The organism is Streptomyces sp. NPDC001617, from assembly GCF_053596855.1.
Genome location: NZ_JBSFHA010000011.1, coordinates 123321 through 147866, shown reverse-complemented (window position 1 = coordinate 147866; position 24546 = coordinate 123321). Strand labels below are relative to the sequence as shown.

The window sequence follows — 24546 nt, the reverse complement described above, 5'->3', positions numbered from 1 at the left end:
GCCCGATGAGGCAGGGTGGAGGCCATGGTGACCTTGGCGAACTCCGTGATCGGCCGTTCCGTGCGGACGGCTTCGGCCACCCTGCTGGAGGCGGGCACCCAGACCAAGGCCGCCTCCCTGCAAGGCGCCGAGGCCCTGTTCTTCCACCGGCCGGACGCCGCCGAGCACGCCCGGCGCCGGCACGTCGGCGCAGAGCGGCTGGACCGGATGGCAGCGCTGGAGACCCTCCTGACCTTGCCGGTGGGCATCCCCGTCCCCCTCGCCTCGCTCGAGGCCGGCCAGCGGCGGGCCGTACGCGCCCTGCCCGCGGGCGCCGCGGACCGTGACCGCACGACGGTGACCCGGCGCGCGGTCCGGCCGGTGCGTGTGGACCTGGCCGTGGTGCGCGCTGCCGGATGGCACCAGGGACTGCGGGACGCGGGCCGGTTCGCGCCGTTCTGCCGCCGCGCCATGCTGCTCACCCGCCGCCCCGCCCACCTGGAAGAGCTGCTGGCCGAGGCCGACTTCTACGGCATCGGCGTGTTCCTCGCCGCCGAGCACGGTGTGGAGATGCTGCTCGCGCCGGAGGAGTACCGGCCGCAGCGGCACACCGCCGCCGCGTGGTGCTTCGCCGAGGAGCTGTATCAGCTCCTGCGCTGATGGTTGGCCGCAGCCTGCCCGTTCGCTCCGTCCGCCACCGAGACCGGGGCCGCCAGCGCCCACCGCCTCAACTGCTGGGGCACCTTGAAGGCATCCGGCTGCCGCAGTCGCGCGTTCACCAGCGGATACCGCTCCACCGCCGCGCGGCAGCGCTCGTGCCACCACTGCTGGCGCGCCAGCCCGGGAGTGATCGCAGTCAGCGTGCGCAGCCACTCCATCAGCACGGCCACATTGTGCGCGGCGGCCCGTGCCGGCCGTTCACCGGCATTGCTGGCGAATTCATCCAGCGCCCACACCCCCTCACACGCCGCGCAGCCACAGACGGGAGCCTCCGCACCGGCGAAGCGGTCGGCCAGGGTCTTGCCGAGGAAGAAGTCCATCAGCTCGGCGAACAGCACGTGCGGCGACGTCGAAAAGCCCTTGCTGGTCTTGGCCTTCTCGCCCGGGGCCACGATGTGCCGCAGCCGGCTGCCGGCACCGAACGCTGTGAAAGAGGCTCCCGCGGCCAGCGCGCCGAAGGCCGCCAGATCGGTGCGCAGCAACGCCGCTCCCGGCACTTCCTCGATCACCCGCCGCAGGTGGTCGACGGCCCGTGCATGACGCGCGAGAGGGTCCATCTGCCCGCCCAGCATGATCGCCTTGGGCCCCTTCACCAGCCGCAGACAGGCGATCAGCTGCCGCACCGCGTCCTCTTCCCGCAGCCAGCCCACATCGACCGGCGCCGCGAAGACGACCTGCGCATCGTCCAGGTCGGCCACCCGCCGCACCGCCGCCTTGAGTGCATCGGAGTCCTCGGCGTGGATGTAACCGGTCGGGGTCACCGGCGCGGTAACGCCGGCCGCCCGCTGCTCCGCCAGCGACACCTCGAGCGGATCGTCGAAGGCGAAGGTGTCCTCCGACGCGGGCGGGAACGGCTCCTCCTCGCTTGCCGCCCGCACCTCGTACACAGCCGGATCGACCAGCAGGGGCCCGCCGAAGTGTTCCTCCTCGCGCAGCCGTTTCGCCTTGCGCAGCGCGTTCTTCCCGCACAGCACCAGCCCGCTGCGGCCCGCATCAAGCTGTCCGCGCAGATAACCGACACGGGCAGGAGACACCTGCAGCAGCATGCGCCCCTGCAGAACGCTCAGCGCACCGGACAGGGCCTGCGGCGCGTCGGGAGGCTCGGTGAGATCGGAGCGCGGACGCGGCAGCGGAGCAGACGGGTCGATCATGGCCTCACCTTCGAAGCGGCTCAGGGGATAACGAGCGGTCGCCTGCCACATACAGGCGCTTGAAGTCCTCGGGCAGCAGGCGGCAGCATGCGGCCGCCTCGTCGATCGCCAGGCCCAGGTCGGACAACAGGATGTCCACCAGTGCCGGGACGCGCGTGGGCCGCTCCGGCTCCACCTCGACCGGTTCGGCCGTGCGGTAGCCGAGCGCCGACATCTCCACCATCACCGTGCGGTACTGCCATTCGGTGATGGCGTTCAGGGTGAGCGCGCGCCGCAGCAGCGCGCTCATCGACACCCGCCAGACGCGCTTGAGCTCCGCCAGCCGCGCCAAGTCCACACCGTCGGCGAACGCCCGCCGGATATCGGCAGCGGGCATCAGGAACTCCGCGGCGAACGCGTCGGCCTGCTTCTCCTGCTCGCTCGACGTGCCGGGCGCGGGATGCATCACCAGATGGCCCAGCTCGTGCGCGACACTGAAGCGGCAACGATCGCCCGGCGCGTGGTCGTTGACCAGGACCAGCGGGACCTGGGGGTCGTCCCACTGACTGACCGCGTCCAGCAGCTCACTGCCGAGACTCCGTATCACGACCAGGCCGCCGGCCTCCTCGATCGCGGCGATCACATCCGCCACCGGGCCCCTGGGCAGGCCCCAGGCGCGGCGCACCTGGCGGGCCGCATCCTTGGCCGTCGTGAAGTCGTCCAGGAGCACGCGGGAGAAGCGGTGCGGCACGTCCGCTGCCGCGGCGGCCTGCACGAGGCCCGTCACCTGCAGCCGCACCAGGGCGAGTTGGGCGTGGATGCGGCGCAGCGCCGAGGACGACAGAGAGGCTCTCTTGCGGTGGTGGATCAGTCCCACCCCCACCCCGCTCACCCGGGGATCCAGGCACAGCAGGTCTACCGGGTAGCCCAGGGCGGCGGCATACAGCTGAAGACGGTCGTCGGCGACAACAAGGCGTCCCGATTCCGCGCGGCTGACGTATCCCTGGGACACCACCGCGGCCCCGGCAGGCGCGGCCTTGGTCATGGCGGCGGCCACGTCGACCTGCGTCATGCCCCGCGACTCGCGCGCGAGCGCGAGCATGCCGGGATGCGCCTGCAGGTCACCGGACGCCATCACACCCCACCACCTCAGATCAGACCTCAAAACATTAACACGGAATATTCCGGGGCTGATTCGGCTTCCTGGTGGGCTCCGTCACAGCCAACAGCCCTCTGCTGAAAGACCGATGAGGGGAACCGGCCACCGGCCGCCCCAGCGATCCGATCAAGGCGGCAGGCGCGCGGCCCCAGGGGACCCGCACCTGCGATCGACGGCATGATCTGCGCGGCCGGCCCGGCAGGTCGCAGCGGCCCCGGGCCGACACCATGATGTGAATGCTTGTGCAACGCCCGGGAGTTGCGGGATGAGCAACGCGACAATCCACGACGGTGCTCCTCCGCCACCCGGCAGACGCCGACCGAACAGCGGGCGGCAGGCCCGACCACCTCCGGGAAACCTGACTGTCCCAACATCGCGGTACCGGCAGGGAGGGCCGCACGCCGCGACGGCTCATCCAGCGCTGGTACAGGCTCCGCCCCCAGGCAGCCCACCGCCGCGTCCCCCTCGTCCACGCCCGGCTCACCGCAAGGGCGTAACCGCACCGGCGTACACGATCGCCGCTGCCGCAGCGAACGGTTCGAATCAGACCCCCCAGCCCCTGTGGCGGGAGTAGCCTCAATAGAGGTCGAGCGCATCGACCCAAGCCGGGGCTGGCCCATGAACAGCCCCACACCGGCAAAGGTGCCCGGGCTTCGTGCACGGCATGGGCTGCATCAACTGCGCGCACCACCAGAGCTGTTCAGAGCGATCAGCAGATCCGCATGTGCCCGCCTTCCACGCACCCGGATCATGGGCCCGGAGCGCAGAACACGAGGCCATGCCATGAGCAAGGATCACGCCCGCAAGCGCCGGGCCCGGCGTACCGCGCAGAACACCGGATCGTCCTACACCTCCGCCAATGCCGGAACCCTGCACACTCACCCCGCCCCCACACTGGTGCCTGTCAGTGGCGCACCGTTCGGAGTGGCCCACACCGCCGACATGGCGGCCGCCTCTGCGGCCATCGGCGCCGGGCTGGCTGACTGTGACCCGTGCCGGGCCTCCGCCATGGCCCGGCTGATGCTGGGGGACTCACTGGTCCTGGCCGTGCTGGCCGCCTCCCTGCCGCTGGTGCCGAACCGGGAGTTCTCCACCGTCACCCATGTCTTCTGGGAAGAGGTCCAGCCGCACGCACACCACCCCTACACCTATGTCTTCACTGCTGGTCTGGGGGCGGTCGAGCGCCAGAACCTCCTCGAGGACCTGATCAGCATCTGGACCATGGTGGTCCCGCATCTGGGCGGGGGCGGCAGGACGTTGGCAGGGGCCGACCTCACCTCCATGATCATCAATCTGGCCCCGGCACCGCCGCCGCTCTACCGGGTCGGCCGCACTGGCTTCGTCCCCACCCCGCACGGACCGTTCCCGGCCCTCACTCTCGCGTCACCGGACATGAGCGGCAGCATCCAGGAACTCGCCGAACGCTATGGCTTCCCCTGTTATGCGTGGGACACGCTGCCTGACGTGAGCGCCTGGGTCCTGCAGCAGCATTCGGCGACACTGCGCCCCTGGGGCGTACGCCGGGGCGACGGTGGGCAGAGCCTGGTCCTCGGTTCCGTGGAGCATCCTGCCGAGGCGACGAGCGAGTGGATCGACGCGGCCGAACGTGCCGGCTCGGTAGTGGTGTTGGGCCTGTGGACCGGAGACTTCACTTCGCTCATCCATGCCGTGCAGGCACAGGAGATCTTCGCTGTGCGAGCACGACTTGAGTAACCCGTGCTCGCGGGGCCCGGGGCGCGAATGATCTGCATCGCGTGCTGGCCGAGCGCATCAGGGCTCACGCGACGCGGAGCGGCACGTGGTGCCCGGCCAGGAGTTGGGCCAGTGCATCGGTCTCCTCCTGGGGCAGGGCGATGGCGGCCAGGCGGCGGGCGCGGGTGACGGCGACGTACCAGACGCGCAGGACCTCGTCGGTGGCCGGGTCTGCGGTGGCCCAGCGCTGGACGCTTCCGGCATCGGGCAGCAACAGCAGGACGCCGTCTGCCTCATCGCCCTTGAGCTGGTGGACGATGTTGGTGTGGATACCGGTGGCCGCCTGGAGGCGCGACACGGTGGGTTTTCCGGCGGGGCGGCCCCTGCCGCCTTGCGGAGCAGCCCCGGGCAGAGGGGGCCAGGCCTTCATGGCCTGCCAGACCTGCGGCCCCCATTCCCGGTGGGGCGCAGGCAGGCTGTGCAGGAAGGCGAACGCCGTGCGGTTGACCTGTCCGGCCGAGAGACGGTGGCCGGTCATGATGCGGTCGGGGCCGCCGCTCTGGCCCGGGTACCAGTAGCCGAACAGGACGCGCACGGCGACCGCGCAGGCCCGGGCGAGGTCGTCGCCGCTGGCGTCCGGGGTGTGGGTGACGGTGCGGGCCCAGGCCAGGCTGGTGATGGCTTTGGTGTTGGGCTTCTCCCGGGTGATGCCCGGCAAGGTGGCGTACTTGTAGGCGGTCACCAGGCAGTCCTTGGCCGGGACGGCGTACTCCTCGGCCAGCGTGCGGAAGGCGTCGACGATGCCGGCACCGGTCGGGGCGTGCAGGTGCCGGCTGCCGGAGTCGGCGAACCGGGTGGGCAGCACGAGGACGGGGATGTCGTCGTCGCGCACCACGGAGGTGTCCGGCGGCCGCTGCCCCGTGCGCAGGGTGGACGCGAGCCGGCAGATGACGGGGGAGCTGCGCCAGTTACCGGTCAGGCGGTGCGGGGCGGGAGAGAGCTGAGCGGCGAAGGACTGGAGAGCCTGGGGTTCGGCGCCGCGCCAGGCGTAGATGGCCTGGTCCGGGTCACCGACGAGGACCAGCGGCAAGCCGGCGTCGTGCAGCAGCTGAAGGATCGCCAGGTCGGCTGCGGAGCAGTCCTGCGCCTCATCGACGACGACCTCCGCGAACCGGGAGAGCAGCGGGGGCAGCAGAGCGGCGGCGGTCTTGGAGTGGCGCAGGTTCCACAGGGCCAGGACCCGCGCCTCGTGCCCGGTCAAATAGCCTTCGTCGCACCACGACTTGCGGGTCTCGAAGATCTTCTTCTCCCACTGCGCGCGGCTGTAGGAACTGTCCTTGAGGAGCTGGCGGGTGTCGTAGTCGAGCTTGTCCCAGGCAACCGCCTCGCGCGCCTCGTTGTGGGAGGGATCTATCGTCATGGGGAAGCGGTGCAGGTTGATCTCCCGGTCCGTGCCCTGCACCGGGGCCTTGATGCTCGCCCAGGATTCCAGCAGACGGGGCGCCGGCTCGGCCGCCCGCCGCGGCTTAACCAGGAATTCCCACAGGAACGAGTCGAGCGTGCCGATGAAGTGCGGCGCCTGGACCAGATCGGCGCGGCCCGCCGAGCGGCAGCGGCGGGCCATCTGGTCCCGCGCCACCCGCGTGAACGAGATCAGTGCCCGCCCCTTCCGCAGTCGCTGCCGGGGCGACTGCAGATGCCGGTTGGTGATCACATGTGTCTTGCCCGCACCCGGGCAGGCGGCCACGTAGGCAGGCGCGGCCACGGCCATAGCGGCCTGCTGCTGCTTCTCGGCGTCGGCCCGCACCGGATCCGTCTGCTGAGGCGTCGTCATGGCGCGCCCACTGCCGGGGTGCTCGTGTCCTGGGCGGTGATGAAACGGATGGCACCCGCCAGGTACTCGGGCACTGTGAACGGCACCACCCGGTCGGCCAGCACGTCGGCGAGTTCCTGCGCGAACCGGCCCTTGGAGATCTCGGTGCCCTTCAGGATGTCTCCGTCCGTGCCGGTGACGGTCCGGCTGGTCTTCGGGACGAACAGCTCCCCGAACGCCAGGGCGGGATCCGTCGCCTCAACGACCTGCTCCCAGCGGTCCTGCGAGTGCGGCGCACAGCGCAGGAACGCCGCCCGCAAGGCGGTGATGTTGTTGTGCGACCACAGGGCCGGCTCCAGCGTCCTCGGCGCCGCGGCCAGGTGCAGCTCGCCAGGAGAATGCCAGCCGCGCGGCAGCTTCCGCAGCGACTGCAGCCGGGGTGGTTCCGGCTGATCGGGCGCCACGTCGGTGTCGGTGATCAAGGCAACCCGCCGGCCCAGACAGATGCCGTCAACGGGCGCCAGCAGCACCCGCAGATAGACCTCGAACCCGACCCCGTCCACGATCACCCGGGTGGTGCCGAAGAACCGTTCCACCGCCTCGAACGCCTCCCGCTTCGCCGGCGCATCGGCGCCCTCGTCTGCGGCGAGGACCCGCTCGGCCAGAGCCGGCAGCAGCAGAAGCTCGGAAATACCCTCCACGAGGATCGCCCGCGACGCGAACAGCAGAGCACTCTTGGTGGCATCGAGATAGCGGTCCAGATGCCGCACCCGCTCCGGGCTCAACCCCAGCCGGGGAATGGGCAAAGGCCGCGCCTGCCAGCCGTCCGACAACCCACCCGGGCAGCGCGCCATGACCACCAGGTCCTGAACGCTCGCCGCGGCCGACAGGATGGGGGAGTGGGTGGTGACCACCACCTGCAGATGCCCGGCCGGCTCAGCCGGGTCCCCCGACGGCTGCCGACGCGAGGCGCGCGCCCGCCGCTGCAGGTAACGCAGCAGCAGGGTCTGCAGCTGCGGATGCAGGTGCGCCTCGGGCTCCTCGACCAGCAGCACGGTCAGATCCGCCTCCGCCGCCGCGTCCAGCTCGGCCATCACCGTGGCGATGAACAGGGTGTTGGCGTAACCCAGCCCCGAGGCCGACAACGGGAACGGCGCGGCGGAGACATCACCCAGCAGCATGCGCAGAGACCGGGCGATCGACGCGAACGTCGGCTCGGCCAGGGCCAGTTCACTCGCCTGGGGATGCACGCCGACCGTCAGATCCCGCAGCGGCTCGTTGATCTTCTCGCTGACCTGGACCACGTCCGGGTCAGCAGCCACCTTCTTCAGCTCGGTGCCGATCCGTTCCACGAAGGCATCGACCCGCTCGTCATCGCCCAGCAGCCCGCGAAGGATCATCCGTACCCGATCCCCGCCCGCCGAGGCCAGTTCCCGCTCGGCATCGCGCAGCGCCGGCAGATAGACATGCCGCACACCGCCCCGCGCCGGAGGATCCCCCGTGACCGGAAGGCCCGCGCCCTGCGCCCAGACGGTGCTTCCACGCCGCCCGCCCGTTTGCGGCGGCGTCCAGGACACCTGCCACCGGGCGGTACGGCTGTCAGGAGCCCCCTGGGGCAGCAGCGCCTCCAGATACGCGCCGCTTTCCCGCGGGCCGATGCCGGCCACGTCCAGCTGCAGGCTGGGGCCGCCCTGCGCGGCCGCGGTGGTGAGGACATCGGACTCCTCGAAATACCGCACGCGCCGCCCGTCCAGGGGGTCCGTGAGCAGCCGGAGCGCGTCGATCACGGACGACTTGCCCGCGTTGTTCTCCCCGACCAACACCGTCACTTCCGGCCGCAGCGGAATCTGTACCCGCTCGCACGACCGGAACCGCTCCACCAGTACCTCGGCCACGTACACCGCTCGCCCCCATCCCCGGCATATCACTCTGAGTAATAGCGATCATCGGATAATAGTGGGCATTGTCTGGTGCAGCGTTCAGAACTCGTCGTAAACCAAAACGGTCAGCGCAGATGACGGCCCGCGCCACAGGAGTGCCGGCTGCCGTGGGCCGGGCCCAGCACCACATGAGCCGCGAACCGGGCATCCAGGAGGAACGCCACGTACATCACCAGGCGCTGCAGGTAGTCGTCCCCGAAGCCGATCCGCAACAGCGCCGTGCCTGGTGATGCCCGTCGGCAAGACCACCCTCGCTTCCGGCAGACAGGGGCTGGTCTGTGGGGAAAGGACCGGCCCGGTACCTGCCCGAGACAGCGGTCACGGGTGCCGTGGGGTGTCTCATGCGGTCAGAACTCGTCATCGTAAGGATCGGTGAGGAGCCCGAGTTCTGGATCGTAGTGCAGCGGGGACTGCACATAGCCGTTATGAAACTGCCAGCCCTGGCGCAACACCGCCCTGACCGGCGCGAACGCGAGGTTGCCGACCCTCCTTCCGGCACCGAGCGTGGGAACCGCGGTCTGCCCGGGCTCAAGCGTAGGGATCTCCACGATCAGGCGGTGCCCGAGACCCGGCACATAGACGTGCCACGGCGCCAACTGCGCCGGCAGGTACCCCGGGTAGGGCCGCTCCTCGATGACCCTTCCGTCCAGCTGGAGCTGGCGGCGCAGGATCTGCGCCAGCCCCGGCCGGTCGCTGCCGCTGGCCGGGATCACACGGTGCACCACCCGGGATTCCACACCCGTACGGCGCAGATGCCCGCAGATGTCCTGGCTGGGGCCCACGGACTCGCGGTACACCAGCAGACCGCAGGAGATCGCCATCCACGTGAACAGCAGGGCGCGGAACTGCAGGTGCTCCGGCAGAGAGGGGTCATCGGCCTGCACCGGCCAGAAGTCGGGCTCGGCGTAGACTTCCTCGTGGAAGGCCAGCCCTCCGTGGATCATCAGCATGGTCGGCTCGGCGATGCCGGCGCGCACACCGGCTGCCGTATCCGTCCACCAGGACCACCAGGTGCCGCCATCGTAGGAAGGCCCCCAGGAGACGGCCCGCAGCACCACCCCCCTCTCGATGCTCACCGGCGGCTCTTCCCACACCATCAGTCCGGACGGCGAGGGCACAATGCTGGCGATCTGGGCGATGCACGGGATACCCGTCAGCCTGGCGACGCTCTCGGCGGCTTCCCGGGTGAGGTAGAACAAGTCCGCTTTGCGCAGCCGGCGGCTTTCCGCGTTGGCCAGGGCGGCAGCCTGATCCTGCACCCGCTCCAGCGCCGCCACGGCGGGCGGCATCAAGAACGTCACGCCCTCCTGCGGCAGCATGTCCGCCCACAGTTGGGGCGCGTTGTAGTGAAGGAAGTCCAGTGTCTGCAGCCACAGGGCATGCACGTCCTGGATGCCGGTCCGGTCCACGCTCATAGCGGGCTCGATCCTCGAGAGGGGTACAGGCGAAACGGTGCTGACGCGAGGGCGGTTGTGGCCTGTGCCGCCCGGTGCTCACGGGTGGTCAGTGCCCGGGCAGGACCTCTTCCCGGCCGATGCGGATAGCCTCCAGGTGCTCAAGGGTGATGTCCTCGGTGCCGTCGAGGATCCCGGCGACGGCAGCGCCGCAGATGAGCTGGGACAGGTAGAGGAAGTAGCCGCCAGTCCGGTCGTGCAGGTACTTGGCGTGCCGGGTGAGAACCTCCTTGCTCAGCTTGCGCATGCGCAGGTTCTTCTCGTAGCCCTTGAGCACGGCCAGGAAGGGGGCCTGGCCCTCGGCGTCGTCGCTCCAGGGAAGTGGGTCTACCCAGGTGACCGGCAGCAGACTGCGCACGTTCTGCTCCTTGGCCACTGCCGCCCTCAGCTCGGCGGCGCTGGCCTTGGGCTGCAGCCGCCGGTGGGCGGTCCACAGCGCCTCGTCGCGGCGGTCGCAGCCGTTGCGGGCAGCCTGGACGATGTCGGTCGCGCCGGTACCGCAGAAGATGGTGGTGATGCCCAGCCGGGTGCGCAGGAAGTCGAAGTAGTGCAGGATCGGGCCGAGTTGGCCGGGGGAGACCCGCTGGATGTCGTCGACCAGCAGCAGGCGGGTCTGCTTGCGCTCCAACACGGTGCGCACGGGCAGGGACAGGTCGGGGATGCGGCGCAGCTGACGGGCTTCCCCCTCGCTCTTGGGCTCGGGTGTCAGAGCAAGGAAGGAAGCGATCTCCCATATCCAGTTGAGTTCGTTCTCCGGGTCGTGCGGGACGGTGATGTGCACGACCGGGACCCGGTCGTCGAAGTGCTTTTCGACCCTGCGCTGCAACTCCCGGCCGATGAGCCGCAGCAGGTACGTCTTGCCGGTGCCGGCCGGGCCGTCGATCACCATGTCCAGCAGGCCCTCGTACCGGTTGCCGTTGACACCGAAGGTGCCTCGGGCCCGCAGCAGACAGTCCTTCAGGAACGCAGTGTCGATCATCAGCAGATGGCGGTGGTAGTCCACCCGCGGGTCGTCCTCGTCGACTTCCACGTCCGCGGGAGCGCAGTCCAGCAGGTCGGGCGGTGCGAACTCGGTGCGCACATACCGGTCCCAGCCTTCCCAAGAGAAGATCCATGAGGGCAGGGGCGGCGTGGTGCGCACCAGGTGGGCGATCTCGGCCCGAGCATCGGATGCGGCGGGCACGGTGGTCTTCATCAGCTCTCCTCGGTGGGTGAAGCGGGACGCGGGTTCATGCGGGCGCAGCGGTGCCGGCAGGCGGCGGGTCGTCCTCGGAGTCGGCCGGGGCAAATGAGGGCAGGGTGTAGCGGCCGTTGGAGACGTCCCGGGCCGGTATGGGCAGCGAGGGGGCGGCCGGAACGGTGTCGGGGTTTACTGGCGTGGCCGGCGCTGCGGAGTCGGAGGCGTCGACGGTCTCGGGGCGGATCACGCCGCGGAACGGCAGGCGGGGCTCGGCCGCCTGCCGGGCGGTCGGCCCGCGGCGGGTGCGGCGGTGGCGTTCCTTCACAGCCAGGGTGATAGCTACCTCGGCCTCGCGGCTGCCTCCGCCCAGCGCCCATTCCTCGGCGGCGTCCTGCCAGTGATAGTGCGTCCACGGCAGGTCGGCCAGCATATGCCGGTAGAGGAACTCCACCGGGATCCACCTGCCGCTCAGCCGATGGTCATACAGCCAGGCAACGTCGGGGTAGTAGGGGTTGTAGCGGGCCTCCCACCGGCCGTTCTTGTGCGCGAGCCCGGAGTCGAGACCCTCCATACCCCGCAGCCGCCCATCAAGGGACCGGTAGGTGCGGTTGTCGATCTGGACGCCCTTGTCGGTGACCGTCACCCACGCCGGCACCAGCAGCTTCCGGTTGTCCTCGGCCGTCAGCTGCCTCGGCCGATAGCCGTAGCTCGCCACCAGCAGGTCGTACATCTGGTTCGGGGACAGCACCATCCCCGGATACAGAGGGCTGCGCAGCCCCTCGTGCGGCTGCTGCTGGTAGTCGAGCGCCACCCATTCCTCGGCCGCCGCCTGCATCTGGTTGATGCTGAACAGGCGCTGGCGTTCGATGCCGTAGCCGCGCTGCTCGAAGCTGCGGCCCGTCCACCCCTTCACGTACTGGGCGAAGGTGTCAGCGAAGCCGTGGAAGAAGGCCTCGGCCAGCGGCTTGTCGGTGGGCGTGTCCTTGCGCGCGTATTCGATGCTGATGCCCAGGAAGCTGCACACCATCTTGAAGTGATCGCTCAGATACGGGCTGCCCTGGTCGATGACGATGGTCCGCGGGTGGATGACCGGGCGGGCCGCGACGGCCTCGGCGAAGCGGGCGTCGGCCGCACACAGCTGGCCGTAAGGCAGGGCCGAGTTGCGGGCGGCGGTGAGCGGGTCCCAGCCGGGCCGCATGGGCAGCGGGGCGAAGCACTGCGCCAGCAGCAGCACTAGATCGAACGCCTTGGTGGCGCGGCCGCCGATACGCCTGCCGGGCGGCCCCTCCCCGGTCACCGTAGGAACGATCATGAGGGCCATGCAGGAGCGGGAGGCGACATCGATCGCGGCGGTCAGCTCGGCCGAGACGGCACGGCCGTCGTCCCCGATCAACTTGATCTTCAGCGGGGAGGTGTCGATCTGCACTAGCTGACCCGGCCGCAGCGCCACCGACGGCGTGTACGGGCGCTGCGGCTTGCTGTCCTGGCGTGAGCGCCAGCGCGTGGTCTTCTTGAGCTGCTCGGTCAGCCCGAGCTCCTGCATCCGGGTGTAGAACGTCGAGCGGGGCAGCAGCAGCCGCTCCGCCTCCCGGGGATCCTCCAGCTCCCGGCGGTAGCGCTGATGGATGAGGGTTTCCACGTCCTCGTACACGCGGTTGACCCGTCCGCCGGACTCGCGGGCGTGGCGGGCGGTGACCTCGTGCATCAGCGTGATGACCCGCTTGTCGGTGCGGCCGCCCGGGTCGGGGGTGCGGGTCCTGCGGCCGTCGTACAGCAGCACCAGCGGATTCTCGTCGGCGGCCTTCCAGGCGCGGCGCCGGTCATCCAGCGCCCGCCAGCTGAACTCGATGCCCGCGGCTGCGAGTTCAGCCGACTTGGCCTGGCAGCGCTGCTTGAACGTTGTGGTGTCCGGGTCGTAGCCGGGACGTGCCGTCGTGCAGCCGGGCCGCAGACCGGTCTGGAGTTCCTTCATGTGCTCGTGCCACCACAGTGCCTTCTCCCGCTCTGTGGGGGTGGCGGCCTCCAGCAGCTCACCCAGCGCGGGCAGATGCCTGCGGGCCACGTCCTGCCCGTTCTGGTCGAGGACAGCGAAGTCCGGGGCGCCTTCCACCTCCCGCCACAGCGTGTCCACCGGCGCGACATCACCCGACTGCGGCCGCAGGGTGATCTGCCGCCCCTTGAAGGCGCTGACCTCCCACACGCCACCGCGCCAGCGGACCATATCCCCCAGGCAGACCCGGTCGGTCTCGAACCAGCCCGACACCTTGCCCGTCATCGCCGCCCCCTCGCCGCCCAGACCGGGGAGAAGGGCAGCAGCGGCCGACCCCAGTCGATGTCCAGAAGACGGCGCCAGATCAACCGGTACACATGGTCGAAGCCGAGGAACTCGGGCACGCCGCTCGCCGCGACGCCCTCCTGCAGCGGGCGCGGCCGCCGAAACGCGGCCAGCAGAGCCCGCTCATGCGCCTGATCGCAGACAGCAGGCTGCCGGAAGTCCGCCACCAGCAGCAGATTCTCCCGCCGCACCCCGTGCGGCACCGCTCGCACGCACACGTCCCAGCCGGCCTGAGCGGCAACCTCACGCAGGGCGGCCAGGCGTTCGCGCCACTGCGGGCCCATCCGGTGCGGGGCTAGCACCACGGCCTGCCGCTGCTGGTCGCGGGTCAGGGCGATGAAGTCCGGCCGCCACCGGTGCCGGATGCGGCCCTGCTCCCAGTGCAGTTCGACCGGCTCCCCGGCGAACCGGCTGATGGCGGGATCGAAGTCCAGCTCGGTGGCCACATAGGTGCGCCGCTTGGACCCGCACACCACCAGCGCGCCCGTCGTCGCCGACCACCAGTCGGTGAGCTTGCCCTGCCGGCCGTGGTAGGCGACCGGGTCCGTGGGCGGCTGGCGCTCCTCCAGCGCCACCCCCCACAGCGCCTCGGGTGCGACACACACCAAGCGGCCGTCGTCGTCGAGATGCCACGCTTTCACCTCACGCACCGGAGCCTCCCTCCGCGTCTCCCGGCCGGAGTCGGCGCCCCGAACCAGGCCAGGCCGTGGCGCCAGCCTGGCCGTCTCCCGCCCGCAGTGGTCAGCGCACCGAAGCGGACATCACTCGAACGGGTGATGCCTGCTTGACGAACCCCCAGCTCTCGCTTCGGATCAACTCGCCCTTCACGAAGGTCAGTTCTCACACCATGCAGGAGCGCTCGCGCAACGAGCCGGACGACTCGGCGAGTCGGCTGTGCCCCACGGCCAGCACCCGCCGACGGCGCCGACGGGCTCCACCGGCGCCGTCGGCGAACGGGGCCGCAGCGGGCTGAGCGTGGTGATCCAGCCACTGCACCAGCTCGTCCCAGCCGTCCACGTCCCCCAGCCCCCAGCCGGCCATCAGCTGCTGCACTTCCCCCACCCACACCGCCCGCGCCGCATGCGTGCGCTCGCCGCGCTGCTCGTAGCGCAGCATCTCCCGCGCCAGCTGGACGGCCTCCGGATAGATCACCAGTGGGCCGGTGCGCAGCTCCCGCGCCTCCAGGCCCACCCTCCAGGCCCGCTGCGTCCAGCTCCACACGTCCGGCATACGCTCCCACCAGCGCGCCACCACCTGGAAGCCGTCGGCGAACAGCTCCGCTCCCGCCGCACCGAAGCGCCCCTCCAGCCGCAACCGATCGGCGTGCGCACGCACCACCTCCGGCAGCCCCTCCAGCCGCACCACGTGCGGGTCCTGGCCGCGGTGGTCGTCCGTGAATCGCCGGTGACGCAGGCACACCCGCCACTGGTCCGGCCACACCAGCCACGCCGCCTCACCCACGCCCCGGGCAAGGGCGCACAGGTCGCAGCAACGCACCACATGCCCCTCCCGCACCTCGAACGGCCACTGCCAGCGCGCAGGATCATCTCCCGGCAGCAGAAAACGGTCCTGGAGGTTGGTCAGGGCCAACTGCAACCGGTGCGGCGCCCGGCCGGACAACACCGCCAGATGATCCAGTGCCGCCCGGTTGACATACAGCTCCGCCAGGGCCGGCAGACGCGGACTGACCGGTTGGCGGCCCGTACCCACCCGGTCCAAAAGATCCCCGAGCTCCAACTCGTGGGCGTGCGCCAGGCGATTGACGAACGAGCCGGTCGACTCGCCGACCAGCCGCGGCACCGGGACCCGCAGCCGCAGGCGCGGTCCCCATACGCCCGCCCTTTCTGCCATCACACCTCCCACGCCACCCACCAGGACCGCACGCGCCGCAGACCGGCCGCATGCCGCCCGGCCGGACCCTGCGCGCAACGAAACCTCCGCATCACAGTCCCGACCGCGCACGGCCGCAAGTCCCCGTCACCCGTTCGAGTGAAGTGCGGGCGTCTGCGCACTGCAGGACGGCAGGCCCCCCTTCCACCCTCGAAGGGAGTCCTGACTGCCTCAAAAACCCGAAAGGAGCACGGCTATGGCCGAGTTACTCCGGTTGCGCACCCCACTGCGCCCGTTCCAGCAGCAGGCGGTCGACAACTGCGTCACCGAATTCCTCCTCGGCGCGCCCCGCTGCCGCATCGACTCCCCGTGCGGCAGCGGCAAGACCTTCATCGCCCTCAACGTCGTGCACCACATGGCGCCCACAGGCACCTCCGTGAACGTCGTGCCCACGCTGGAACTGCTCGAGCAGACCGCGCGCGAGTGGCACAAAGAAGGCCGCCCCGGCCGATACCTCGCCCTCAGCGGAGATCCGGACCTGCCCAAGGACCCGGCTCTGCGCGGCATCCTGACTGCCGTCACCACCCCCGCCGCACTCGCCGCAGAGATCTCCCAGGCCGACGGCCCGGTCAGCGTCTTCGCGACCTACCACTCGCTGCGAAAGATCGCCGACGCCCACCGGCTGTTCCACATGCCGCCCTGGGACGTGCTCGTCTGCGACGAGGCCCACCGCACGGCCGGCAACCTCGCCAAACCCTGGGCGCTGCTGCTGAACAGCCAGCAGATCTTCGCCCACCACCGGCTCTTCGTCACCGCAACCCCCCGCAACTTCGAGTCCAGCCCGGGCCAGGACCTCCCAGTCAACATCGAAGTCGCGTCGATGGACGACCTGAACCTCTACGGGCCGGTCGTCTTCCGCCTCTCCCTGGCCGACGCCATCGACCAGGGGCTGCTGGCCGACTACCGTATCGTCGCCATCGAGGTGGAAGACGCCGACCTGCGCGCCATCCTCAACCGCAATCCGATGCTCGCCGCCGACTCCGAAGGCCTACGCATGGCGGCCGCTGAGGTCGCCCTGCTGCGCGCCATGCACGACTACGACCTACGACGCGTCCTAGTCTTCTCCCCTCGGATCAAAGCCGCCGAGGTCTTCGCGGAAACCCTCCCCGAGACAGCTGCCCTGATGCCCAAGCGGATGCAGGGCCCGCTCCAGGTCGGCACCGTCAACTGCGAACAGAGCCGCTACGAGAGGCTCACCCAGGTCAGCGCCTTCAAACAAGCATCCCTGACCTCCAGCGACAAAAAGCCACTGCGGGCTGTCCTGACCAACTGCATGATCTTCGCCGAAGGCGTCGACGTCCCCGCCATCGACTCCGTCCTGTTCACCAGCCCCAAGACCAGCACCTACCAGATCGTCCAGGCCGTCGGCCGGGCCCTGCGCCCGCTGCCCGGCCAGACCAAAGTCGCCCACATCATCATCCCCGTCTACAAGGCCCCCGGCCAGGACCTCGCCGACGCCGCGAAAGGCACCCGCTTCTACCTGCTGCAACAGGTCCTGTCCGCCCTCAAGCTCTACGACGAGCACGTCTTCCACCGCGTCTTCTACCTCCGCCACCCAAAGCCCACCGACCCCCTGCACCCGGTGGCCCGCCCCGAACGCGCCGACGAACTCATCCCCCTGCTCAGCCTGTACGCCGAAGACCCCCACAACAGCATCTGGGAACTCGGCCTCGAAAGCGCACGGCGCTACCGCGAACAACACGGCCACCTGAAGGTCCCCAGCAGCTACTGCGGCCCCGACCGCTTCTATCTCGGCTGGTGGCTGGGCAACCAGCGCTCCCTGCGCATGAACCACAGCCTCAAACCCGAACGCATCGAAGCCCTCGACGCGCTGGGCATGATCTGGGAACACCCCCGCACCAGCATCGAGCACCGGCTGGACATCGCCCGCGCCTACCACGCCCAGCACGGCCACCTGGCGCCCGTCCCCGGGGAACGCTTCCGGGGCATGGACTTCGGCCGCTGGATCAACACATGCCGCAACAAGGCCCGCCGGGGGCAACTGCCCTACTGCTACCAGCGGGCCCTCACCGAGATCAACCCCTGGTGGAACGCCGGCTGGGACAGGCACGGCCACTGGCGGCGCATCTACGCACGCGCTCTCGCAGCCGCCCGCCGCGGCGAACTGACATTTCCCGACCTCGCCCCCGACAGCGACGACCGACCGCTGGAGCATTGGCTCGACAAGCAACTCCAAGTCCTGCCCAGCCTCAGCTCCGCTCAGCACAACCTCCTCGGTGCCCTGCCGCTCCACCACCCGCTCGCCCTGCTGCTGCGTCCGCCTCGTAGCCAGAGCGAACGCGCCTTCGCCCATGGCCTGCGCCACGCCCACGCCTACTGGCGCGCTCATCAGCACCTCAACGTCCCCTACGACCAGGTCGTCTGGGACCGCGGCAGCTCCTTCCGCCTCGGGGAATGGATCTCTGACAAACGTCTGCGGCCCTACCGTCTGACCCGCGAACAGCTCGACGCTCTCGAAGCACTCGACATGCGATGGACGCGAACGCTGGCATAAACCAGTCGCCCCCCAGGCAAACCGGGCACCCGTTGGGGGCGCGGTAACGCATGGGTGGCTACGCCCGCTTCATCCGCGTCGATCACGCACAGCACCATGAATGATCATGAGGTCGTGGGCGGACCACGCACCGTGGCAGGTGTCGCACACGGTCATGCGCCAGCCTCCCGGCACATCGTTGCGGGTACGGACGCCGCCGGGTGCGCCGCAGAACTCGCAGGTACGCACCGACTCCGCCTCTGCCGCAGCCACCGCGTCACGCAGCGAGGAACGGTCGGCCCCCTCTGCCTCCACCTGAACCCGCAACCCGCCGAGCTTCTCCTTGAGGCCGGTGAGCACATAACCGGGGTCAAGCGTGCACAACTGGGGTTGCAGGCGGATCAGGAGCTCCTGCCAGCCCGGCCCCACCGCATGGGCGCGGGCAGGGATCTGCACCGGTGCCACCGCGCTCTGTTCGTCCATCCCGCCATCGTCCTGCACTCCGCCGGGGACCAGGCCTGCGGCACACCCCGTGGGGATGCCTCCCCTCGCAAGACGAGAGGGCTTCCCGCTATGCCGGGCTGGCGTCGCGATGGACCAACCCCGGGCCGTAGGACGTTGGTGGCCCGGAAGGCGCCCAGCGCGTCGAGTGGCTGAGGACGGCGATGCGCGTGCAGGAGATGGCCCGGGCGAGGAAGGAGAACGTCGCGCGGGCTGTCCCGGCCACCCTCTACGTCAGCGAGCGCACCGCCCACCGTCTGCTTCGGCAGGTCCCGGACTGGGACTGGTGCCGGTCCCGCCGATGGCGGCCACTGCCACCGGTAAAGAGTCCGCAGCCGCAGCGGAACCGCCGGGCGTGCCGCCGATGCTGTGGCGATGATCGCGGCTGCAGCGTGGTCCGAAAGGCTGGCGGCAGCGACCGTGCCGCGCCCGCGACGGGGGCGTGCCGGTCATGACAGGAGAGCTTCGCCCGCCACTGGCCATGGCGATGAAACCTCGCCGATGACTGCTCAGGCTTCGTCGAGAGGAAGCCACGAAGTGTCCGGACGTCGGTGCGCCGTCCCCCAACTCCACACAGTCAATGTGTGTTTGGCGTGCGATCCGATGTGTGTTCCATGTAGGGTTGGGGGGTGGAGGTGACTCTCGTGTCTGATGAGCAGAACGGGCTCTTCGCATCGGTCGATGCCCTGCTGGAACAGGCGGCGGCCCCCGATGCCCTGCCGGCCCCCGCCGAACGCAAACGGCTGCGCGAGGCCGCAGGCCTGAGCCAGGACCAGGTCGCGAAGGCGCTGGATGTGCGACGCGAGACGGTGACCGGCTGGGAGGCAGGCCGTACCGACCCGCGCCCTCCCGCGCGGGCCGCCTACATCCGTCTCCTCGACGGCCTCGCTGACCGCTTCCCCGCTCCCCAGCCGCCCTCCGACTCGGTGCTAGAACCTCGTACCCGCCCATCCGCCATCTCGCAGCCGCATGCGCCCACATCGCCCGTCCTGCCCGCGGCAAGCCCGGCGACCCCGGTCCGGGCGGTGAGCGCGCGCCCGCCGGTGGCCAGGAAGACAGCGGCCACGCCTGCAGCGGACGCGCGCTTCGCCCACGGACCGCTCGCCGTCGTGGACGGCGACGGCGCGGCCTACTGCGCGGACGGCCTGGTGCTCGACTGCCCGCTGACCGACCTTCCGGCACTCGTCGACTGGGCGCTGGGCGAGGCGAAGTTGGGTGCTGCGCGCCTGCACCGCTCGGGCAAGGACACTGACCCGCTGATCGTGCTGACCGCCTCTGCCGTTCAACGCCTTGGTCTGCCGACCGTGTTGGAGGACCGGCGTGGCCTGCGCCTGCCCGACGACCACCCGGCAATCAAGCAACTCACCACGTCTTGGTGGAAGCTGACGAAGCGGGGCTTCGGCCCGTGGGCGCGGGTCTACCGCACGGCCGACGGCGCGCGCCGCCAGTGCGTGCAGTTCGCCGTCGTCCCCTGGGGTGCCCTCGACACCCGATCGTGGGGCACGGCCGACCAGCTGCCGCCGGCCGAACTCGCCCGCCTGCTGGGTACCTACGCCAGCCGCGTGCTCACCCCGTGCGGCTCCACCGCCGTCACCGGACTGGAACTGATGACCGCACTGCGCCCGCCCACCCGCGCGGTGAAGGACCCCGCCACCGGCAAGTGGGTGTCCGGCCCGATGCCCGGCTCACTGAGTGAACCGGTGGAGTGCGCCCCGCCCGAGGCCCCCGACGGGCATCCGGCCGTCGCCGCCCTGTATCCCCGCTTCCACCAGCGCACCCCCGACCAGGTGCTGGACGAAGAGGCCTACCAGTGGGCGAGGCCGCTGACCGACGAGGAATGCATGAAGCCCAACGTCGTCGGCATCGACGTCAACATGGCCTTCGCCGCGGCCGCCAACAGGCTGACCGTCGGCCTGTCCGCCCCCGTCCACGTCCACCGCCCGGTCTTCGACGCGAAACTGCCCGGCTCCTGGCTGGTCGACCTCTCCCACATCCGTCTCGACGAGCGACTGCCCAGCCCATTCACCCCGCACGGCGAGCCGCCCCAGGGCCCGGCCTGGTACGCGACCCCCACCGTCGCCTACGCCGTCGAACTCGGCTACCCGGTCACCCCTATCGAGGCCTACCTGCGCTACGAGCACGGCCCCTACCTGGACGCCTGGTACACCCGGCTGCGCGACGCCTACATCGCCACCATGGCCGATCTCGGCATCACCCCGGGCATGCCCGAGGAACAGTTCCTCGCCGCGATGGCCACCCACCAGCACACCGATCCCGTCCTTGCCGCAGTGCTCAGCGCCATCAAGGCCACCGTCAAGGGCGGTATCGGCAAACTGCGCGAGCGGGCCCGCAGCGGCGGCTGGCGGCCGGGCGAGGCGTGGCCCGCCCTCGCCCGCCCGACCTGGCGCCCCGACATCCGCGCCGCCGTCATCGCCAGCGCCCGCACCAACATGCACCGCAAGATGCTCAAGCTCGCCCACCACGCCGGCCTGTATCCGGTCGCGATCCTCTCCGACTGCGCCGTCTACGCCTCCGACGGCCCCAGCCCGCTCGACTTCCTGCCCTACCGGGACGGCAAGCCGCTGCCCGGAGGCTTCCGGCTCGGCGTCTCACCCGGGATGGTCAAACACGAGGGCACCCAGAGCGTGCTGTGGGCCGAGGGCCTGCTCGAGGAGCACGGCCCGGACGTGAACATCGCCCGGCACATCAAGACCGGCACCGTCTCCGGCCAGGACGAGGGGGAGTAGGCACCGATGGGCATCCTCACCGACAGCCTCGACAAGGCCGACGCCGCACACTTCACCCGCCCCCTGCCGAAGTCGGCCCAGAAGCAGATGCAATACCTGGTCAAGCAGACCAAGGGCACCAAGGCCGCAGCAGACCTGCTCGGCGTCACCCAGCGCACCGTCGAGCGCTACCTCACCGGACAGCTCAAGCAGCCCCGCCGCGACCTCGCGGACCGGCTCGCCGACGAGGTCCGCAAGCGGTGGCAGCCCCGCGTGCGCGAGAGGGCAAAAAAACAGGCCGCCACGACCGGCGGCATCGTCATCGACACCCGGGCACGCTTCGGATTCACCGCAGCCCCAGGCACCACCGACGACCCGCGGCTGCGGCCCATCACCCAAGGCCTGCCCCCGGCCTACGCCGCACGGCTCTTCGACGCACATGCCGCCGGAGCCGCCGAGCAACAGCTCCAGGACATCGTGGCCGAAGGCCTCCAGGAGATCTACTTCAAGGACCGCGGACGGCGCGCGCACGGCCTGCTGGTCGACTTCACCGACATCGACTACCTCGACGTCGACTACTGACAGGGCGGTGTTCCTTCCGCCCGCCCCGGCATCTGCGCCTGAGTGGTCGACAACTGGGCGTGGCAGACGGCCGGGTACGTCCCCGCTGGCCGGCTCAGGGGAGTTCCTCCCCGTATCGGGCGAGCACCACGCGGAGCGCGTGGGCCCTGGCGTCGCCGCGACCCTGCAGGCGGTTTTTCCGGGGGCGCTTCCACCGGGTGAGCCTCTGCTCCTGCTCACTGCCGAAGGTCAGGCTCGGCCGTAGGCGGCCGGCGTCTGTGCGGAAGTCCGTGAGCTGCTGGAACATTGCCTCCCCCTGATCGCCTCGCTGGCTCAGTTGGGCGCCTGCGCACGGGTTCTCGCAGGTGAGCAGGGATGTTCTGAGCCGTTCTCGACGAGCCGAGTGGCAGAGAGCCTTGAAAAGTGTGCGTCACGCTGGAGGGCCTGGCACAGCTTCAGCTGTCGGTGCCTTCGGGCTTCTCCTCGGCCTGGGGCGCAACTGTCGGCTCCGGCGCGTCGGGCGCGGTGTAGAAGACGGAGGAGCCCTGCTTGGTGCGCTGAGCCTGGCTCTTGGCCACGAGTCCTTCGAGGGTGACGCGTACGACCTTGGTCTTGATGCCGCGTTCGGGATGGGCCTGGTCGAGCGTGGCGGAGATTTCCGCGGCGGAGCGCGGTTCGCTCTGCTCGGTGAGGTGGCGGCGGATGAGTTCTACCAGGGTGGGCTGGGTTGTCTTGGCAGCAGGTGCGGTCTTGGCCGCGGGCTTCTTGGCGGCTGGCTTCCTGGCCGCCGGGCTTGCCTGCGCGGCGGTGGCCTTCCTCGCCCTCCGCCTGCCGCTCGGTTCGGCGCTGGGGTTCTGCCGGGGGGAGGGCACTGCGGTGCTCTCGGGCGTGACTGCCGACTCGGCTGGTGCTTTGCTGATGCCGAGCGCCTGCTGCATGTTCACCAGCACGGTGTGGTCCTGCTGCAGGGCGGTCAACTGCTCTTGCAGGGCCGTGATTTCCGCACCGACGCGTTCCTGTTCCTTGAGATTGTGTTCGAGGTCGTCGGTCACCCGGGCGATGTACTGCGATGTCAGTTCGGTGGTGCTGGTCGTGCTCTCGGACATGGTGCTTGACCTTTCCTCGTGTGCGGCCGTGAGGGTGGCGTCTGTGGGCCGTTCCTGACCGGGCAGCGTTCCTGGCGGCCAGTGCCGACGGTGCCGCAGAACGGATGCCACCGCTGCAACAACGTGCCTTGACGTAGTGATGGTACGGACCGGCGGAGCCGGTTGTTCCCTCTCAGGCGACCTTTCTCGGCCCGAGGCCGGCCTCAAGGCAGTGGCGCCTGGCATCTGCGGGACGGTACTGCTGGGCGGGCTCGTGTACGGGGTTGGGGTAGTTGCCAGGACACCTCGTCGGTCTCCCGGTTGTGCTGCCAGGCCCCCAGCGTGCGGGTGGTCACCAGCCGGTCGAGAAGCTCTCCGGTCTGCTGCGGTGAGTGCCCGCACAGGCGGGCGAGAACGTCCATGTCGGCGCTGTGTGCGGCACCGGCGCACATGTGTGCGGCCAGTACCAGGGCGGTCAGCCGCAGGGCAGGCGGCGCGGCCGGCAGGGCCAACGGGGCAGGGCACAGCGCCCAGTGGGCTGCACGGCGGCGGGCGCAGCGACCCGGTGCCTGGTCCAGGACCGCGGCATCGAGCAGCCGCACCTGCATGAGCGGCGACCTCACATCCGGCGGCTCCAGCCAGCCGGCGTGGGCCAGTTCCTGCCACAACTCCCAGTGCCCGCGCAGGCGCATGCCGCGCAGCAGGCCCGCCGGCAGCCGCACGTGCCCGAGGGTGTCGGCGCGCAGGGCGCACTGCAGACCCAGCAGCCGGGCGGCGGGTGAGGTGAAACGGGGCAGCGCGGCGCCGAGGTAGGTGAGCATCTCCCGCACGCGCACCCGCTCGTCGAACTCCGTACCCAGTCCGGTGCGCGCAGCAGACCGTGGAGGAGCCGCTGGCTGCGGCCGGGGGGAGCTGAGCAGGGTGTCCGGCACCACGGCGGTATGGCTGGTCGCCGCCGCACAGGCCGCGCAGGTGTCGGCCAGCCGCCAGGTGCGGCCGCCACGGTCGCCGGTGAGGGCGAGCAGCACCGGCCCGGCGCACCCGCGGCGGCGCGGATGCCACGCGCAGCCCTGCGCCCGGCACTGACAGCTGCGCAGATATGCCGGCAACACGTCGGCACGGGCGTGGCAGGCCAGATGTGCCAGGGCGACGGATCGTGCGGAGGACGCCTGAAGGGGAGAGGTGTGGGCGGTGCAGGAGGGGCAGACAAGCAGGGGGCCGCCCGCTTGCGGACGCAGTTCCACTGTCCAGATGCGCCGCACTGCGGCATGCGCGCCACCGAGCCTCATGGGCTGTCGTCCTCCCGTCTGTCCGCGTCATGGCGGGGCTCACCGTGGCAGGCCCCCGAGACGCACGCACCGTAGTGCAGATTCCCGCACCTCGGATTTCGCCCTTCTCTCACCCTGGCGAAAGTGCAGAAACCCGCACTGACGGGGCAGGGGTCTGCACCGTCGGATGGTCAGGTGACGATCTTGCCGCCCGACCCCGACCTCACCGCACTGCGCGTCGTGCTCGCGCGCCTGCGGGCCGAACGCGGCTGGACCTTCGACCAACTCGCCGACCGCAGCGGTCTGGCCCGGCGCACCCTCATCGACCTCGAACACGGCCACACCACCGGCAGTGTCACCACGTGGCACACCCTCGCCCACACCTTCGACGTGCCCATCGAGCACTTCCTGGGCGCCCTGTGCGACGACCACACTCCGCCCGGCACGGCCGGTTCCTGAATCCTCGCTCCGTCCCGGCGTGCACCAGTCACGAATCACCCGATCGGGCAATCAGGCGTAGAACAACCATTCGCGACAGCGTTCATGCGTGCGAGCTCGTTGGGCTGGCCGGGGGACATACTTCCCGACACGTTGCTCACGCCTGCGCGTCCCCTGGCAC

20 protein-coding genes are annotated in these 24546 nt (G+C 70.3%); 6 read left to right on the top strand and 14 right to left on the bottom strand.

What is annotated here, in order from left to right:
- The first annotated feature begins 24 nt into the window (after positions 1 to 24).
- Complete coding sequence (locus tag ACWC09_RS11765) at positions 25 to 639, top strand: hypothetical protein (RefSeq protein WP_450850343.1); 615 nt, start codon at positions 25 to 27, stop codon at positions 637 to 639.
- On the opposite strand, the gene ACWC09_RS11760 is transcribed toward ACWC09_RS11765, so the two are convergent.
- Together ACWC09_RS11760 and ACWC09_RS11755 are read right to left on the bottom strand one after the other, a co-directional pair.
- Complete coding sequence (locus ACWC09_RS11760; RefSeq protein WP_450850342.1) at positions 624 to 1850, bottom strand: hypothetical protein; 1227 nt, start codon at positions 1848 to 1850, stop codon at positions 624 to 626. The genes ACWC09_RS11765 and ACWC09_RS11760 overlap by 16 nt on opposite strands.
- Before the next feature lie 4 nt (positions 1851 to 1854).
- Complete coding sequence (locus ACWC09_RS11755) at positions 1855 to 2964, bottom strand: ImmA/IrrE family metallo-endopeptidase (protein ID WP_450850341.1); 1110 nt, start codon at positions 2962 to 2964, stop codon at positions 1855 to 1857.
- Between the two features lie 807 nt (positions 2965 to 3771).
- Between ACWC09_RS11755 and ACWC09_RS11750 the strand changes: the two genes are divergently transcribed.
- Positions 3772 to 4701, top strand: coding sequence for a hypothetical protein (locus ACWC09_RS11750; protein WP_450850340.1), 930 nt, complete (start codon positions 3772 to 3774; stop codon positions 4699 to 4701).
- 64 nt (positions 4702 to 4765) lie between these two features.
- Here ACWC09_RS11750 and ACWC09_RS11745 read toward each other — a convergent pair whose 3' ends face one another.
- The 8 genes from ACWC09_RS11745 to ACWC09_RS11710 form a co-directional block, all read right to left on the bottom strand.
- Positions 4766 to 6514, bottom strand: coding sequence for a UvrD-helicase domain-containing protein (locus ACWC09_RS11745; protein WP_450850339.1), 1749 nt, complete (start codon positions 6512 to 6514; stop codon positions 4766 to 4768).
- Positions 6511 to 8394, bottom strand: a complete 1884-nt coding sequence (locus ACWC09_RS11740; RefSeq protein ID WP_450850338.1) for an ATP-dependent nuclease — start codon at positions 8392 to 8394, stop codon at positions 6511 to 6513. Before ACWC09_RS11740 ends, ACWC09_RS11745 begins: the two co-directional genes overlap by 4 nt.
- A gap of 104 nt (positions 8395 to 8498) precedes the next feature.
- Positions 8499 to 8645 (bottom strand): hypothetical protein, encoded by a 147-nt coding sequence (locus tag ACWC09_RS11735; RefSeq protein ID WP_159056378.1) that lies wholly within the window; start codon positions 8643 to 8645, stop codon positions 8499 to 8501.
- 135 nt (positions 8646 to 8780) lie between these two features.
- Positions 8781 to 9848: a hypothetical protein gene (locus tag ACWC09_RS11730; RefSeq protein ID WP_450850337.1), complete on the bottom strand. Its 1068-nt coding sequence runs from the start codon at positions 9846 to 9848 to the stop codon at positions 8781 to 8783.
- An 88-nt stretch (positions 9849 to 9936) separates the two neighbouring features.
- Positions 9937 to 11082, bottom strand: a complete 1146-nt coding sequence (locus ACWC09_RS11725) for an ATP-binding protein (RefSeq protein WP_450850336.1) — start codon at positions 11080 to 11082, stop codon at positions 9937 to 9939.
- Positions 11083 to 11116: 34 nt separating this feature from the next.
- The gene (locus tag ACWC09_RS11720) at positions 11117 to 13342 is read right to left on the bottom strand and encodes a transposase (RefSeq protein WP_450850335.1); all 2226 of its coding nucleotides are present in this window, start codon (positions 13340 to 13342) and stop codon (positions 11117 to 11119) included.
- The gene (locus ACWC09_RS11715) at positions 13339 to 14052 is read right to left on the bottom strand and encodes a TnsA-like heteromeric transposase endonuclease subunit (RefSeq protein ID WP_159056379.1); all 714 of its coding nucleotides are present in this window, start codon (positions 14050 to 14052) and stop codon (positions 13339 to 13341) included. Before ACWC09_RS11715 ends, ACWC09_RS11720 begins: the two co-directional genes overlap by 4 nt.
- A gap of 190 nt (positions 14053 to 14242) precedes the next feature.
- On the bottom strand, positions 14243 to 15253 hold the full coding sequence (locus ACWC09_RS11710; protein ID WP_450850334.1) for a TniQ family protein: 1011 nt from the start codon (positions 15251 to 15253) through the stop codon (positions 14243 to 14245).
- A gap of 235 nt (positions 15254 to 15488) precedes the next feature.
- Here ACWC09_RS11710 and ACWC09_RS11705 point away from each other — a divergent pair, with 235 nt between their 5' ends.
- Positions 15489 to 17807 (top strand): Helicase associated domain protein, encoded by a 2319-nt coding sequence (locus ACWC09_RS11705; protein WP_450850333.1) that lies wholly within the window; start codon positions 15489 to 15491, stop codon positions 17805 to 17807.
- Positions 17808 to 17876: 69 nt separating this feature from the next.
- On the opposite strand, the gene ACWC09_RS11700 is transcribed toward ACWC09_RS11705, so the two are convergent.
- Positions 17877 to 18269, bottom strand: coding sequence for a hypothetical protein (locus tag ACWC09_RS11700; protein ID WP_450850332.1), 393 nt, complete (start codon positions 18267 to 18269; stop codon positions 17877 to 17879).
- Positions 18270 to 18931: 662 nt separating this feature from the next.
- Between ACWC09_RS11700 and tap the strand changes: the two genes are divergently transcribed.
- Both tap and tpg read left to right on the top strand, forming a co-directional pair.
- Entirely contained in the window at positions 18932 to 21034 is a 2103-nt protein-coding gene (tap, locus tag ACWC09_RS11695; protein WP_450850331.1) for a telomere-associated protein Tap, read from the top strand.
- 6 nt (positions 21035 to 21040) lie between these two features.
- Positions 21041 to 21595, top strand: coding sequence for a telomere-protecting terminal protein Tpg (tpg, locus tag ACWC09_RS11690; protein WP_067258266.1), 555 nt, complete (start codon positions 21041 to 21043; stop codon positions 21593 to 21595).
- A gap of 94 nt (positions 21596 to 21689) precedes the next feature.
- Here tpg and ACWC09_RS11685 read toward each other — a convergent pair whose 3' ends face one another.
- The 3 genes from ACWC09_RS11685 to ACWC09_RS11675 form a co-directional block, all read right to left on the bottom strand.
- Positions 21690 to 21881 (bottom strand): hypothetical protein, encoded by a 192-nt coding sequence (locus tag ACWC09_RS11685; RefSeq protein WP_450850330.1) that lies wholly within the window; start codon positions 21879 to 21881, stop codon positions 21690 to 21692.
- A 148-nt stretch (positions 21882 to 22029) separates the two neighbouring features.
- On the bottom strand, positions 22030 to 22680 hold the full coding sequence (locus ACWC09_RS11680; RefSeq protein WP_232032763.1) for a hypothetical protein: 651 nt from the start codon (positions 22678 to 22680) through the stop codon (positions 22030 to 22032).
- A gap of 203 nt (positions 22681 to 22883) precedes the next feature.
- Positions 22884 to 23771 (bottom strand): hypothetical protein, encoded by an 888-nt coding sequence (locus ACWC09_RS11675; protein ID WP_450850329.1) that lies wholly within the window; start codon positions 23769 to 23771, stop codon positions 22884 to 22886.
- A gap of 351 nt (positions 23772 to 24122) precedes the next feature.
- Here ACWC09_RS11675 and ACWC09_RS11670 point away from each other — a divergent pair, with 351 nt between their 5' ends.
- Positions 24123 to 24386 (top strand): helix-turn-helix transcriptional regulator, encoded by a 264-nt coding sequence (locus ACWC09_RS11670; RefSeq protein WP_062032354.1) that lies wholly within the window; start codon positions 24123 to 24125, stop codon positions 24384 to 24386.
- The last annotated feature ends 160 nt before the right edge of the window (positions 24387 to 24546 follow it).

Coding starts and splice junctions, on each gene's coding strand:
- ACWC09_RS11765 (WP_450850343.1), top strand. CDS start 25: ATGGTGACCTTGGCGAACTCCGTGATCGGCCGTTCCGTGCGGACGGCT.
- ACWC09_RS11760 (WP_450850342.1), bottom strand. CDS start 1,850: ATGATCGACCCGTCTGCTCCGCTGCCGCGTCCGCGCTCCGATCTCACC.
- ACWC09_RS11755 (WP_450850341.1), bottom strand. CDS start 2,964: ATGGCGTCCGGTGACCTGCAGGCGCATCCCGGCATGCTCGCGCTCGCG.
- ACWC09_RS11750 (WP_450850340.1), top strand. CDS start 3,772: ATGAGCAAGGATCACGCCCGCAAGCGCCGGGCCCGGCGTACCGCGCAG.
- ACWC09_RS11745 (WP_450850339.1), bottom strand. CDS start 6,514: ATGACGACGCCTCAGCAGACGGATCCGGTGCGGGCCGACGCCGAGAAG.
- ACWC09_RS11730 (WP_450850337.1), bottom strand. CDS start 9,848: ATGAGCGTGGACCGGACCGGCATCCAGGACGTGCATGCCCTGTGGCTG.
- ACWC09_RS11725 (WP_450850336.1), bottom strand. CDS start 11,082: ATGAAGACCACCGTGCCCGCCGCATCCGATGCTCGGGCCGAGATCGCC.
- ACWC09_RS11720 (WP_450850335.1), bottom strand. CDS start 13,342: ATGACGGGCAAGGTGTCGGGCTGGTTCGAGACCGACCGGGTCTGCCTG.
- ACWC09_RS11710 (WP_450850334.1), bottom strand. CDS start 15,253: ATGGCAGAAAGGGCGGGCGTATGGGGACCGCGCCTGCGGCTGCGGGTC.
- ACWC09_RS11705 (WP_450850333.1), top strand. CDS start 15,489: ATGGCCGAGTTACTCCGGTTGCGCACCCCACTGCGCCCGTTCCAGCAG.
- ACWC09_RS11700 (WP_450850332.1), bottom strand. CDS start 18,269: ATGGACGAACAGAGCGCGGTGGCACCGGTGCAGATCCCTGCCCGCGCC.
- tpg (WP_067258266.1), top strand. CDS start 21,041: ATGGGCATCCTCACCGACAGCCTCGACAAGGCCGACGCCGCACACTTC.
- ACWC09_RS11685 (WP_450850330.1), bottom strand. CDS start 21,881: ATGTTCCAGCAGCTCACGGACTTCCGCACAGACGCCGGCCGCCTACGG.
- ACWC09_RS11680 (WP_232032763.1), bottom strand. CDS start 22,680: ATGTCCGAGAGCACGACCAGCACCACCGAACTGACATCGCAGTACATC.